This is a genomic window from Streptomyces sp. NPDC028314, from assembly GCF_055565795.1.
Window position 1 is genome coordinate 646,851 of record NZ_JBVHTP010000001.1, and the last position, 12,157, is coordinate 659,007.

At 74.3% G+C, this 12,157-nt stretch carries 13 protein-coding genes; 4 read left to right on the forward strand and 9 right to left on the reverse strand.

Annotated elements, in window-relative coordinates; all coding sequences use genetic code 11:
* Positions 1-36: 36 nt before the first annotated feature.
* Entirely contained in the window at positions 37-1,491 is a 1,455-nt protein-coding gene (locus ACZ4TG_RS02925; RefSeq protein WP_468159533.1) for a carboxylesterase/lipase family protein, read from the reverse strand.
* A gap of 130 nt (positions 1,492-1,621) precedes the next feature.
* Here ACZ4TG_RS02925 and ACZ4TG_RS02930 point away from each other — a divergent pair, with 130 nt between their 5' ends.
* Together ACZ4TG_RS02930 and ACZ4TG_RS02935 are read left to right on the forward strand one after the other, a co-directional pair.
* Positions 1,622-1,966, forward strand: a complete 345-nt coding sequence (locus tag ACZ4TG_RS02930; protein WP_468159534.1) for a hypothetical protein — start codon at positions 1,622-1,624, stop codon at positions 1,964-1,966.
* Between the two features lie 95 nt (positions 1,967-2,061).
* The gene (locus ACZ4TG_RS02935) at positions 2,062-2,343 is read left to right on the forward strand and encodes a chaplin (RefSeq protein WP_468159535.1); all 282 of its coding nucleotides are present in this window, start codon (positions 2,062-2,064) and stop codon (positions 2,341-2,343) included.
* Between the two features lie 100 nt (positions 2,344-2,443).
* Here the strand turns inward: ACZ4TG_RS02935 and ACZ4TG_RS02940 are convergent, their stop codons facing one another.
* From ACZ4TG_RS02940 to ACZ4TG_RS02965, 6 genes are all read right to left on the reverse strand, one after another.
* Complete coding sequence (locus tag ACZ4TG_RS02940) at positions 2,444-3,310, reverse strand: tyrosinase family protein (RefSeq protein ID WP_468159536.1); 867 nt, start codon at positions 3,308-3,310, stop codon at positions 2,444-2,446.
* A 16-nt stretch (positions 3,311-3,326) separates the two neighbouring features.
* On the reverse strand, positions 3,327-3,695 hold the full coding sequence (locus tag ACZ4TG_RS02945; protein WP_468159537.1) for a tyrosinase family oxidase copper chaperone: 369 nt from the start codon (positions 3,693-3,695) through the stop codon (positions 3,327-3,329).
* A 180-nt stretch (positions 3,696-3,875) separates the two neighbouring features.
* The gene (locus tag ACZ4TG_RS02950; RefSeq protein ID WP_468159538.1) at positions 3,876-4,487 is read right to left on the reverse strand and encodes a trimeric intracellular cation channel family protein; all 612 of its coding nucleotides are present in this window, start codon (positions 4,485-4,487) and stop codon (positions 3,876-3,878) included.
* Positions 4,488-4,819: 332 nt separating this feature from the next.
* Positions 4,820-5,941, reverse strand: a complete 1,122-nt coding sequence (locus ACZ4TG_RS02955; protein WP_468159539.1) for an acyl-CoA dehydrogenase family protein — start codon at positions 5,939-5,941, stop codon at positions 4,820-4,822.
* Entirely contained in the window at positions 5,938-7,125 is a 1,188-nt protein-coding gene (locus ACZ4TG_RS02960) for an acyl-CoA dehydrogenase family protein (RefSeq protein WP_468159540.1), read from the reverse strand. Before ACZ4TG_RS02960 ends, ACZ4TG_RS02955 begins: the two co-directional genes overlap by 4 nt.
* Positions 7,122-8,099, reverse strand: coding sequence for an NADPH:quinone oxidoreductase family protein (locus tag ACZ4TG_RS02965; RefSeq protein ID WP_468159541.1), 978 nt, complete (start codon positions 8,097-8,099; stop codon positions 7,122-7,124). Before ACZ4TG_RS02965 ends, ACZ4TG_RS02960 begins: the two co-directional genes overlap by 4 nt.
* Before the next feature lie 280 nt (positions 8,100-8,379).
* On the opposite strand from ACZ4TG_RS02965, the gene ACZ4TG_RS02970 reads away from it, so the two are divergent.
* Both ACZ4TG_RS02970 and ACZ4TG_RS02975 read left to right on the forward strand, forming a co-directional pair.
* Positions 8,380-9,501, forward strand: a complete 1,122-nt coding sequence (locus ACZ4TG_RS02970; RefSeq protein WP_468159542.1) for a hypothetical protein — start codon at positions 8,380-8,382, stop codon at positions 9,499-9,501.
* A gap of 50 nt (positions 9,502-9,551) precedes the next feature.
* Positions 9,552-10,448 carry an SDR family oxidoreductase gene (locus ACZ4TG_RS02975; RefSeq protein ID WP_468159543.1) on the forward strand — a complete coding sequence of 299 codons (897 nt, stop codon included), beginning with the start codon at positions 9,552-9,554 and terminating at the stop codon, positions 10,446-10,448.
* Between the two features lie 20 nt (positions 10,449-10,468).
* Here the strand turns inward: ACZ4TG_RS02975 and ACZ4TG_RS02980 are convergent, their stop codons facing one another.
* Together ACZ4TG_RS02980 and ACZ4TG_RS02985 are read right to left on the reverse strand one after the other, a co-directional pair.
* Positions 10,469-11,302 carry an enoyl-CoA hydratase/isomerase family protein gene (locus tag ACZ4TG_RS02980; protein ID WP_468159544.1) on the reverse strand — a complete coding sequence of 278 codons (834 nt, stop codon included), beginning with the start codon at positions 11,300-11,302 and terminating at the stop codon, positions 10,469-10,471.
* Positions 11,303-11,349: 47 nt separating this feature from the next.
* Positions 11,350-12,114, reverse strand: a complete 765-nt coding sequence (locus ACZ4TG_RS02985; protein ID WP_468159545.1) for a PIG-L deacetylase family protein — start codon at positions 12,112-12,114, stop codon at positions 11,350-11,352.
* Positions 12,115-12,157: the final 43 nt, after the last annotated feature.

Below are 12,157 nucleotides of genomic sequence, written 5' to 3' on the forward strand. Positions count from 1 at the left end.
GGAGGGACCTCACGGACCCTACGGACCCTACGGACCCTACGGACCCTGCGGAGTCACGCCCACGGGCGGCTCCGCGCCCCGCTCCTGCCGCTCCGGCCCGCCGAACACCCTCGGCGGGCCGCTGCCGTCCCAGGGCGCCCAGCCCGGGTCCCCGGTGACGGCGAAGCGGACCCAGGCGGCGTGCATCTCGTCGGCCAGGGCCTGCGGGGCGTCCGGCCCGGCCAGCCGGGAGGACTCGGGCTTGCCGAGGGTGTCGAACACGAAGCCCAGCTCCAGCGCGTGGCAGGCGCCCAGGCCGGGCACCCCGCTGGGCCACCGGAACTCGTAGAGGTGGCTCGGCGCCGTCCGGCGGGATCCGGCCAGCCTCCGCAGCGGATCGCGCAGCAGCCGGTCGGTGAGCAGGTGCCCGGCGAGATCGGCCGGCCCCGCGGCGGGCAGCTCGGCACGCAGCGCCCGTACGGCCTCCCGGCCCTTGCCGCTGCGCACGCGTGCCAGCTCCACGGCGAGCGGCCCCAGCCCGTCCAGCAGCCGCATCGCCCCGGTGGGCGCGAGCCAGAGCCGGTACTCCTCGCTGGTCCAGCCCAGCAGCAGCGGTACGTCGGGCGCCACGGCGCCGAGCGGGTCCTCGGGGAGCGTGTCGGCGTCGGCCACCAGGCCGAAGGCGGGGCCGCCGGTGACCGGGCTGGAGCGGCGCAGCACTGCGGCCTGGGCGGCGAGCAGGTCCGGCAGGGCGGTGGCGGCGAAGGCCGTGGCGGTGGCGGGCACCTTGAGCAGCGAGGCCATGCGCCGGACCATCGGGCGGACCCGTTCGCGGGGCATCACCTCGGGGGCGCCGCTCTGCAGGACGGCCCGGGCGAAGAGCCCGGCGGCCCGGGGCGCTGCGAGCAGGGCGCCGATGCTGATGGCCCCCGCGGACTCCCCGAAGACGGTGACCCGGCCGGGGTCCCCGCCGAAGGCCTCGATGTTGTCCCGGACCCAGGTGAGGGCGGCGATCTGGTCGAGCAGCCCGCGGTTGGCGGGGGCGTCGGGGAAGAGGCCGTAGCCGAGGACGCCGAGCCGGTAGTTGAACGAGACGAGCACGACCCCGTCCCGAGCGAAGGCCGAGCCGTCGTAGACGGGCACGGCGGCGGATCCCCGGGTGAGGGCGCCTCCGTGGATCCACACCATGACGGGCAGCCGGGCCCCGGGCGCCGGGTCCGGGGTCCACACGTTGAGGTTCAGGCAGTCGTCCCCGGGGATGTCCGGGTCGGGGAGCAGGGCGGCGTACTTCTCCGGGTAGGGCACCTTCGGCGCGGTGGGCCCGTACGCCCCCGCGTCGCGTACGCCCTCCCAGGCGGCCGGGGGCCGGGGCGGCGCGAAGCGCAGGGCGCCGACGGGCGGGGCGGCGTACGGGATGCCCCGGAAGACGGCGGTCCCGCCGTCCTCGAGCCGGCCCTCGACCACGCCGTGTGCGGTGCCGACCCGGGGCCGGGCGTCGTCCGCTGAGCTCATGGTGTCCTCCTGGAGCGGCGTGCCGCCGCCGCCTGAATCCGGTCTTCCGGGCACGGTCGCACAGCCGTCCAACGGGTGACAAGGCGTGACCCGGCCGGGGGCGGGCCGGGTTGGACCGGCCATGCGAGCCATGCGGAAGCCCCACGTCCTTCGAAACACCGCCCGGACCGGCCTGGTCCCCGTGCTGCTGCTGGCGGCCGCCGCCGCGGCCGCCGCGAGCGGCCCGGCACAGGCCGCCGGGCCCGATTTCCAGTACGTCGGCCAGGACGACAAGGTCCACCGGCTGAGCACGGCGAAGGGCTGCGTGCCCGCCGAGGGCGGCGGGACCCGGGCCGTGACGAACCGGACCCCGGCCACGGCGGCCCTCTACCGGGAGGCCGGGTGCAAGGGCGTGCCGGTGGCGGTCCTGCGGCCGGGAACGGTGACCCAGGTGCGCCCGTACTTCGCCTCCGTCCGGTTTTCCGTCACCGGGTAGGAGCAGCGGCCGTGACCCCACGGCGGTCCCCGCGTTGTATGCCATGTCAAATGCCGCAGATTCTGTGGCGCCCCACATCTCACGAGGAGATCTTGATGTCGCGTATCGCGAAGGCATTCGCCATCACCGCTGTCGCCGGCAGCACCATTGCTGCCGGTGCGGGTCTGGCAGTCGCCGATGCCGGAGCGCACGGTGCGGCTGTCGGCTCCCCCGGTGTCCTGTCGGGCAACGTCCTCCAGGTTCCGGTGCACGTCCCGGTCAACGTCTGCGGCAACACCGTCAACGTGATCGCGCTGCTGAACCCGGCGTTCGGCAACACCTGCATCAACCAGTCGGGTGGCGGCGAGCACCACACCGAGGGCGGCTACGGCGGCTGATCGCCTGCCCCGTCGGAAGCACCACTGAGGGCCCCCGCCTCGAAGGCGGGGGCCCTTCCCCGTGCTCCCGCGTGCCGTGCGCACGGGGCGGGCGCCCGGGTCAGACGTCGTACCGGTACAGGCCCCGGTGGCCGGACATCTGGCGCGGGGTGACGTCCCACGGGGGCATCGGCTCGTCCAGGGCGATGACCCGGCCGCGCTGGAGGTCGCCGGCCTTCAGCGGGGCGGCGGGCAGGTAGCCGGAGCCCGGGTGCTTCTGCTGCCAGCGGTCCCACACCAGGTCGACGAAGGCGTGGTGCAGCCAGAACACCGGGTCGTTGGGGGCCGTGCCTCCGGTCATGTGGCCGCCGATCCACTGGTGGACCTTGTTGTGGTTGCGCCAGCGCTCGCTCTTCGGCGCGGCCCAGCCCTCCAGCTTGTTGCGGAAACCGCCGGCGCTCGCCGTGGAGTCCCAGGGCGAGGTGTCGTACGTGGGATCGTCGACGGCCCACTGGAGTTCGGCGGGGGTGGGCAGCTTGATCGGGTTCTGCGGGCGGCCCAGGTTGCGGGTGAGGTAGCGCGCCTCGGTGATGCCGACCGTGACCGTCCAGTTGCCCTTGTCGTAGGCGAAGGGCCCGGTCATCACCTGCCGGTCGCCGTCGCGTCCGGTGCCGCCGAGGAAGTCCTCCGCCCAGAGGGAGGAGACGGGGCTGTTGTCGGCGGTCCAGTCCCAGTACGGGATGGACACCCCCGGGTCGAGGGCCTGCAACTCCTTCTCGAACTCCAGCAGGTAGCACCGGTGCCAGGGGAAGAACGACGGGGACATGTGCCCGACGCGGAGCCCCCGGTCCCGGTCGGGCACGAAGTACTTGTCGTGGGTGCGCACGAAGCGGTCGTAGGTGCCGTCGCGTTTGAGCTCCAGCACGGCCGCCGTGAACCGCTTCTTCTGCGCGCTGGTCAGGTCCTTCTGGTTCTGCCGGGTGTACAAGGCGGGGCTCCTCCCGTCAGCCGTGGTGCGGGGCGGCCGACGCCAGCTGGTTCGTGCCCAGTTCGTCGACGGCCGCGCGGGCCAGCTCCAGCGGGGTCTCGTACGACTGGAAGTGGTTGATGCCGCTCAGGTAGCTTCCGTCGGCCCTGCGCATGACGTGCAGCGGGCGCCCGTCGATCCGGACCCCGGCGACGTCGACTGCGATGTGCCGGCCCCGGTACGTCTCCTCGGTGAGCGGGGCCGGGGTGAGCGTCTGGCGGGGCCGGCGGGCGCGCAGTACGGGGCTCAGGACGGCGGCCGTGCCGCCGAGCACGGCCGCGGTGAACGCCGTACGGAGGACCGCGCGACGGGTGAGTGGTGCGGCGGCGGGCGGTGCGGCGTACATACGGTCTCCCTCGCTCGGTGGTCCGCGTTACGGGGACTAACGCGGCCCGGCGGGCGAGGTCACCCCTTGGGGTGCTTGCAGAACGGCGTGGTGGGGGTGCAGACGGCCCGCCGGGGCCGGTGGCGTGGTCCCGGCAGCGGGGAGTCCCACCGGGCCGCGGTCGTGGCGCGAGGACGGGGATCAGTTCCGGACGCCCTGCAGGCGGGGCAGGTGCAGGTCGCGGAAGACCGCGGCCATCCGGAGCGCGAAGACCAGTCCCGCGGAGACGCCGATGTTGACGGTGTCGGCGGCGCCGGCCCAGTGCAGCCCGAGGTACGCGGCGGCGCCGGCGAGGGCGGCGGTCGCGTACACCTCCTCGCGCAGCAGCAGCGGCGGGAACTCCCCGCAGAGGACATCGCGGACGACCTCGCCCGTGACGCCCGTCAGGACGGCGAGGATGAGCACGGCGACCGGGGTGACCTGGGCGTCGATCGCGGCGCGGGCCCCGATGACGGTGACCACGGCAAGGCCGACGGCGTCGACGACCATCAGCGTCCGCCGCGGCAGCTCCCAGCGGCGCAGGTAGAGCATGGTCGCGACGGCGACGGAAGCGATGAGGACGAGGAGCAGCCAGTCGTGCGTCCAGTAGAGCGGGTGCCGGTCGAGGATGAGGTCGCGCAGGGTCCCGCCGGAGATGCCGGCGGCGAAGGCGAGGACCAGCCCGCCGAAGGGATCCATGCCGGCGCGGTGCGCGGCGAGCACGCCGGAGGCGGCGAAGGCGGCTATGCCGAGGAGGTAGAGGGCGTGCAGCACGGCGCCTCCTTCACGGGGCGGGGTTTCGTCGGGGCGACCCGTCGAGGCTGCCGCACCCGCGCCGCCCCGCGCATCGGCCGTTCGGCCGGTACCGCTGCGGCGGGACCGGCCGGGCGCCGCAGCGCGGGGCGGGGGGGGAGGCCCCGCGCTGCGGCAGGACACCGCACCCTTAGGGCTGTCCCGTAATCCCTGGTGGATCAGCGCGCGGCGTCAGATGCGGTGCATCGCAAGGCGGAGGAGCGTCCTCATACTGGGCGTATCCGGGCGCTCCGACAACGCGGCGAGGTGCCGTAGCTGTCGTCGTGCGCCCGCCGGGGATTACGGGACAGCCCTTAGGGCGCCGGGAGCTCCGCGAAGTCCGCCACCAGGCTGCGGTGGTGGCCCGCCGTGCCCAGGGCCAGGGAGTCGGCCTTGGCCCGCTTGAGGTAGAGGTGGGCCGGGTGTTCCCAGGTCATGCCGATGCCCCCGTGCAGCTGGACGCACTCCTCGGCGGCCCGGACCGCGACCCCGGAGCAGTACGCCTGGGCCACGGCGATGGTGAGCGGCGCGTCGGGAGCGCCCGTCGCGAGGGCGTCGGCGGCCGCGCGGGCCGCCGCGCGGGCGGAGGCGACGTCCAGCCAGAGGCGGGCGAGGCGGTGCTTGAGGGCCTGGAAGGAGCCGATGGGCCGGTTGAACTGGTGCCGGGTCCGGACGTGGCCGACCGTCTCCGTCAGACACCACTCCGCGAGGCCGAGCTGCTCGGAGGCGAGCAGTCCGGCGCCGGCGAGCAGGGCGCCCGCGACGGCGGCCCGAGCGGTGGCGGGGTCAGCCAGCCGGGTGCCGGCGGCCCCGTCGAGGGTGACGGTGGCCAGCGGGCGGGTCAGGTCCAGCGGGACCAGCGGCGTCAGTACGGCCTCGGCCGCCGGGACGGCGTACAGCCCGGTGTCCGCGAGCACCAGCAGTACATCGGCGGCCACCGCGTCGGCGACGGAGGTGACGGCGCCGGTCAGGGTCCCGCCGCCGGTGTCCCGCACCCCGGCGGGCAGGGGCGCCCCGGGGGCCAGGGTCAGCGGGACGGCGGGAACGCACACCCGGGCGCCCGAGGCCACGTCCCGCAGCAGGGCGGAGGCCTCGGCCGAGGAGGGGTCGCACCCGAGCAGGATCTCCGTGGCGAGGACCCCGCTGGTGAGGTACGGCACCGGGGCCACGGCCCGGCCCAGCTCCTCCAGGACCACTGCCGCCTCGCGGTGGCTGGCGCCCTGGCCGCCGAGCTTCTCGGGCACCAGCAGCCCGGCCGCCCCGATCCCGGCGGCGAGGGTCTCCCAGACCTGCGGGTCGTGCGGCCGGCCGGTCTCCACCCGGGCGAGGATGCTCGCGGGGTCGCAGCGGTCGGCGAGCAGGGAGCGTACGGCGGAGCGGAGCTCTTCCTCGGTCTCGGAGTAGAGCAGGTCGAAGGGGGCGCGGGGGCTGGTCATCGGGCCAGGTCCTTCCAGGCGAGGTCCTTGTCGTCGCGCGGTTCGGCGGGCAGCCCGAGGACGCGTTCGGCGACGATGTTGAGGAGGATTTCACTGGTGCCGCCCTCGATGCTGTTGCCCTTGGCGCGCAGGTAGCGGTAACCGGCGTCGCGGCCGGTGAAGTCGACGAGCTCCGGGCGGCGCATGGTCCAGTCCTCGTACAACAGTCCTTCCTCGCCGAGGAGTTCCACCTCCAGCCCGCTGATCTCCTGGTTGAGGCGGGCGAAGGTGAGCTTCATGCCGCTGCCCTCGGGGCCGGGCTGGCCTGCGACGAGCTGCTGGCGCAGCCGCTCGCCGGTGAGCCGGGCCACCTCGGCCTCGACCCACAGTTCCAGCAGCCGCTGGTGGAGGGCGTGGGTGCGCAGTTCCGGGCGCTCGCGCCAGGCCGCGGCGACGGGCGCGATCATGCCGCCCTCGCGGGGGATGCGCATGCCGCCGATGGAGACGCGTTCGTTCATCAGGGTGGTGCGGGCGACCGCCCAGCCCTGGCCGACGGCTCCGAGCCGGTGGCTGTCGGGGATCCGGACTCCGGTCAGGAAGACCTCGTTGAACTCGGCCTCGCCGGTGATCTGCCGCAGGGGACGGACCTCGACGCCGGGGGCGTGCATGTCGCAGAGGAAGTACGTGATGCCCTGGTGCTTGGGCAGCGCGGGGTCGGTGCGGGCGATCAGGATGGCCCAGCGGGCGGTGTGCGCGCTGGAGGTCCACACCTTCTGGCCGTCCACCACCCATGCGCCGGAGGCCTCGTCGAGGACGGCGCGGGTGCCGAGCGCGGCGAGGTCGGAGCCGGCTCCGGGCTCGCTGAACAGCTGGCACCACACCTCTTCCCCGACCCACAGGGGGCGCAGGAAGCGGCGCTTCTGCTCCTCGGTGCCGTAGGCGAGGATGGTGGGGGCGGCCATGCCGAGCCCGATGCCGATGCGGCGCGGGTCGTTGTCGGGGGCTCCGGCGGCCTCCAGCGCGGAGTCGACGACGGCCTGGAGGGAGCGGGGCGCTCCGAGTCCGCCGAGGCCTTCGGGGTAGTGCACCCAGGCGAGTCCGGCGTCGAAGCGGGCGCGCAGGAAGTCGGCGCGGGGCGTTCCGGTGGGCGGGTGGGCGGCCAGCAGGTCCCGGACGCGTACGAGCAGTTCGTCGGCGGTGGTCATCGGGAGGCACCTCCGTCCGGCGCCGGTACGACGACCAGCCGGCCGGTGGTGCTGCCGTCGGCGAGGCGCTGCACGGCTTCGGCGGCCGCGGCGAGCGGGACGCGTTCGCTGACCAGGGGTTTGACGGCCCCCTCGGCGGCGAGACGGGTGAGCTCGGTGTGGCAGGCGAGGATCGCGGCGGGCTCCTTGGTGGCGTACAGCCCCCAGTGCAGGCCGAGGATCGCGTAGTTCTTGACCAGGGCGTGGTTGAGCGCGGGGGCGGGGATGGCGCCGCTCGCGAAGCCGACGACCACGATGCGGCCCTCGAAGGCCACGCACTTGGCGGAGGCGTTGTAGGCGTCCCCGCCGACCGGGTCGTAGACCACGTCCGCGCCGCGCCCGCCGGTGAACTCCTTGACGCGGGCGACGATGTCCTCCGCGGTGCGGTCGATGACGAGGTCGCAGCCGAGCTCCTCGGCGGTACGGGCCTTCGCCTTGCCCCCGACCACGCCGATGACGGTGGCCCCGGCGGCCTTGCCGAGCTGGACCGCGGCGCTGCCGACCCCGCCGGCGGCCGCGTGCACGAGCAGGGTCTCGCCCGGCTGGAGGCGGGCCCGGCGGTGCAGGCCGAACCAGCCGGTCTGGTAGCCGATGTGCAGGGCGGCCGCCTCGGCGTCGTCGAGGGTGTCGGGGGCCGGCAGGAGGGCGCGGGCCGGCGCGGTGACGTACTCGGCGAAACCTCCGTGCGGCAGGCTCGGGTTGGCGATGACGCGGCGGCCGTCCTCGGTCTCGCCGCAGATCTCCACGCCCGGGGTGAAGGGCAGCGGGGGGCGGATCTGGTACTGGCCGCGGACCAGCAGCGCGTCGGGGAAGTTGACGTTCGCGGCGAGCACCTTGAGCCTCACCTCGCCCTCGCCGGGAACCGGTTCGGGAACCTCTTCGAGGCGCATGGCCTCACGGGGCTCGCCGGGGGTGTGTACTCGCCATGCCTGCATCCGGGGCCTCCAGCCGCCGTCGATGAACCACGCTCGGCGGCATACTAAGCGGTCGCTTGCCACCTTGGGAACCGCCCGGTCCGGACGGGGTGCCGGACGCGGTGCCGGACGGGACGGCAGACCCGCTGCCGGACGGGGCGAAGTCGACGCGGACCTGACATGAATCAACTCGCGTCAATACGACCGGCAAAGCCCTTCCGTCCGGCAACATGTGACACGCACGTGTCATGAGCCAAACGGGGAACAGCACATGTCCAGGGGGGACACCATGAGAAGAAGCATGTCCGCAGCCGGAGCCGCCGTCGTCCTGGCGGGACTGATCACCGCCGCCGGACCGGCCTCCGCGGCCGGCTCTGCCGCCACCTGCACCCCGAAGATCCAGGTACTGGGCGCGCAGGGACCCGACACGTACGTCCCGGGGGGCGAGCAGTACCAAAACGTCCTCGGCCTCGGTACGGGGAACCTCGCCGTCGGCGTCTCCGGCGGCAGGCCCGCCTACTGGACCGGGACCACCCTGCACCGGCTGCCGTTCCCCGACCCGAACCAGCACGGCAGGGTGCTCGCCGTGAACAAGAGCGGCCTGATGGTCGGCGAGGCGGGCGGTCCGGACGGGTACCTGTTCACCTACCGGCAGGGCGCCGCGTCCGTCACACGGCTCCCGGACAGCGACCAGGCGGACGGCGAGGCCGACGTGAACGACGCCGGCTACGTCGTCGGGCGCCCCACCCGCTCGTCGACCGGTGCCGTCTGGAAGGACGGCCAGAAGGTCCGCGACCTGACCGTCCCGGCGGACGCGGGGCCCGGGACCCGCATCAAGATGGTCACCGCGATCAACGGCAAGGGCGATGTCCTCGGCCAGGCGTACCAGGACTACGAGGTGCCCGAGACCGGGGCGCACCTGGAGGGGACGTACCCCGTCGTGTGGCCGGGTGACGGCGGACCGGCGCGTTCGCTCGTACCCAGCGGCAGCGGCACGTTCGAGGAGAGCTACGTCCAGGACATCGACGAGAGCGGCCGGGTCGTCGGCTACGACTGGTCGGGTCCGTGGTACGAGTACAAGCCTTGGGTCTGGGCCCCGCCGTACACCCAGCCCGGCACCTCCCCCGGCGTGCTGAGCACCCACCCGTACGGGACCTTCGAGGCCGTCAGCCCGACGACGAACGTGAGCGTCGGCACCGCGAAGTTCCACCCGGATACGCTCACCCTCCAGGACCAGGCGCAGCTGTGGCCCGGCACCGGCCCGGTCCGCGCCCTGCCCCGGCTCGCCAAGGACCAGCCCGCCACGGCCTCCGCCGTCACCGACAACGACCGCGTCGGCGGGGCGGCGGTGAACGCGAAGGGCAAGCTCAAGCCGGTGATCTGGACCTGCGCGAGCAAGCAGGCGTACCTGCCGCAGCAGTAGCCGCGCCCCGGGCATGGTGATCTGAGCGTCCGCACGCTATCGATGGGCGCATGGAGAACCCCTTGCGCGGGCTGCCCGCGCCGCCGCCGCCCGGTGCCGCCGCCCTGCCCCCCGGTACGTACGCGGGGCAGGTGGTCCTCGTGACCGGCGGCGGCACCGGGCTGGGCAAGGCCATCGCCGCCGAGTTCGCCCGGCTCGGCGCGGACCTGGTGATAGCCGGCCGCCGCGCCGGGCAGCTGAAGGCGGCGTGCGGGGAGTTGGCCGCCGTGCCCGGCGCGGGCCGGGTGACGGCCGCCGTCTGCGACATCCGGGACCCGGAGCGGGTCGCGGGGGTGTTCGACGCGGCCGGGGCGGCCTTCGGGCTGCCCGACGTGCTCGTCAACAACGCGGCCGCCAACTTCCCCTGCCCGGCCGAGGACCTGTCGCCCAACGCCTGGCGGGCGGTGGTCGACATCACCCTGACCGGCACCTGGTTCATGACCCGCGAGTTCGCCCGCCGCCACCTCGCGGCGGGCACCCCGGGGTCGATCGTGAACATCGGGGCCTCGTACGCCTGGACGGGCGGCCCGGGCTTCGCCCACAGCGCCGCCGCCAAGGCCGGGGTGAAGAACCTCGTGGAGACCCTCGCCGTCGAGTGGGGGCCGTACGGCATCCAGATCAACGGCCTGGTCCCCGGGCTGTTCCCGCACACCGACATGACCGAGGACATCCGGGACGGCCTGGAGCGGTCCGCCCCGGACGCCAAGGACGGCCGGCAGCCCGCCCTGCGGGTCGGCGAGCCGCGCGAACTGGGGTGGGCGGCGACCTTCCTCGCCTCGCCCTACGCCCGCTTCGTCACCGGGCACACCCTGGTGGTGGACGGCGCGAACTGGCAGCGCCGCGCCTTGGTCAACCCCGAAGTGGTGCCGGTGCGCGAGCAGTTGGGCCGGGGACCGTTCACCCCGTGAAGGGGGCCGGGCCACGAGGGTCACCCTCCGGTGAAGTGCGGGGGCCGGCGGGCCGCCTTGGCCGCGTAGCCCTCGCGGGCGTCCTGCGAGGTGAGGGTGAGGGCGGCCGTCATCGCCACGCGGTCGAGGGCCGCCGGGAGGGCGGCGTCCGCGTAGGCGTCGATCCCGCGCTTGATGCCCTGGACGGCGAGCGGGGCGTTCGCGGCGATCTCGGCCGCCAGGGCGCGGGCCGTGGCGTCCAGGTCGGCCACGGGGACCACCAGCTGGACCAGGCCCCGGCGTTCCGCCGTCGCGGCGTCGATCCGGCGGCCCGTGAGCGCCAGGAACTTCGCCCAGCCCGCCCCGGCCTCGCGGGCGATGCGCAGGTCCCCGCCCGCGTCCACCGCCACGCCCAACCGGGCTTCCGGCAGGGCGAAGACGGCGTCCTCGGCCGCCACCCGGATGTCCGCCATGAGGGCCAGCTCGAAGCCGAAGCCGAGACAGTAGCCCTGGACCGCGGCCACCACCGGCTGCGGGAGGCCGGCGAGGACGGCGAAGCGTTCGTGGACCCAGCGGATGCCCTCGTAGTAGTTCCGGGTCCGCTCGGCGGGCGATTCGCCGGTGATGGCGCCGCCGGGCGCCGTGACGTCGATCCCGGCGCAGAAGGCGCGGCCCTCGGCCCGGAGCAGGACCACCCGCACCGACGGGTCGAAGCGGATCCGGTCGGCCAGCAGGCCCAGCTGGCGGGTGGACTCCCAGCTCCAGCCGTTGAGCTTGTCCGGGCGGCAGAGGGTGAGGGACGCGATCCCGTCCGCGACGTCGAGGCGGATCCGCCCCGCACCCTCCGCGACCTCCGTGGAGATGGTGTCGATCACCGGCAACCCCCTCAAAACTGACGGATCGTCAGCTTAAGGGGCCTCGGTCAGCGCGGGAAGACCTCGAACGGAACGGCCGGACGGCCGCCGAACCGGGCCGCCGCCTGCTGGGCGTTGCCGGTGAGGAAGGTGCGGACGTACTCCTGCGGATCCTGGTCGGTCAGCACCTCGATGTACGCCTTGTGCTCCAGCAGGGACTCGATGGACCGCTCCAGTCCCGGGCCGGCGTCGGCCGCGTGCGTCGGCGTGTTCGATCCGGCCACCGCGACCCAGCGCACCCCGTTCCACGGCTCCAGGCCCTGCTCGGAGATGAGCTCGGGGAAGATCCAGCGGTTTCCGGCGTCACCGGCCGCGTCCAGGGTGGCCCGGCCGACGGCCTTGTGGTCGGGGGTGTTCCAGTAGCCCCCGCCTTCCGCCCCGCCCCAGGTGTCCCGGTGGTTGAGGGTGATGACCAGCTCGGGGCGGTGCCGGCGGATGGCCGCGGCGATGTCCCGGCGCAGCCCGAGACCGTATTCGACGACCCCGTCGTGGTGGTCGAGGAACTCCACCGTGGACACCCCGACCACGGCCGCGCTCGCGCGCTGCTCGGCCTCGCGCAGCGGGGCGCACTCGGCCGGGGCGATGGTGTCGATGCCCGCCTCCCCGCGCGTCGCCAGCACGTAGACGACCTCCCTGCCGCCGTCGACCCAGTCCGCGATCGCGGCCGCGCAGCCGTACTCGAGGTCATCGGGGTGGGCGACCACCGCGAGGGCGCGCTGCCAGTCGGTGGGCATGGGCTGCAAGGGGGCGGGCTGGGCCAGTTGTTCGGTCATGTACCGCACAATAGGCGAAGGGAATCGGACGGGCGGATCGTGG